Annotated in this window: 1 protein-coding gene; it reads right to left on the bottom strand. The window is 43.0% G+C overall.

Annotated elements, in window-relative coordinates; genetic code table 11:
- Nucleotides 1-581 (bottom strand): immunoglobulin domain-containing protein (locus QM491_RS25490; protein WP_445451917.1); only part of this gene is annotated, 581 nt, incomplete at both ends.

Genomic DNA, 581 nt, shown 5'->3' with positions numbered 1-581 from the left:
TAACTTGTACCTGTCGACAATACACTTGTCGAGCTTTGACTTGCATACCATTGTACCGTTTCTCCTGCTCCACAAGTAGCTCCTAAGGTCAATACGCCACTACCACATCTTGAGTTGTTTGTGACATTACTCGGACTTGGTGCTGGTGGTATTGGGTTTACTGTTCCTATTACTGCTTGACGTGAGTTCGTCGCTGTTTCACAAGTCGTAGTGTTATCCTTACAACCTACATAATAAGTAGTCGTTGCTGTGATACTTGGTGCGTAGCTTGTGCCTGTTGTCAACACACTTGTTGATGTTTGACTTGCATACCATTGTACCGTTTGTCCTGATGAACATACTGCACTTAAGTTTACTACTCCACTGCCACATACTGCTCCACCTTGTACACTTGATGAGCTTGGTGCTGGTAGGTTTGGATTTACTGTTCCTATTACACTTTGACGGGTTCCTCCTGTCGTTTCACAAGTTGTTGTATTGTCTTTACAGCCTACATAATAGGTTGTCGTTGCTGTCAAACTTGGACTGTAGCTTGTGCCTGTTGTCAATACACTTGTTGAACTTTGACTTGAATACCATTG

This window comes from Flectobacillus longus (genome assembly GCF_030056705.1).
Lineage (GTDB): Bacteria > Bacteroidota > Bacteroidia > Cytophagales > Spirosomataceae > Flectobacillus > Flectobacillus longus.
Note: the sequence above shows the minus strand (reverse complement) of the source record. Positions and strands in the feature narration are given on the sequence as shown.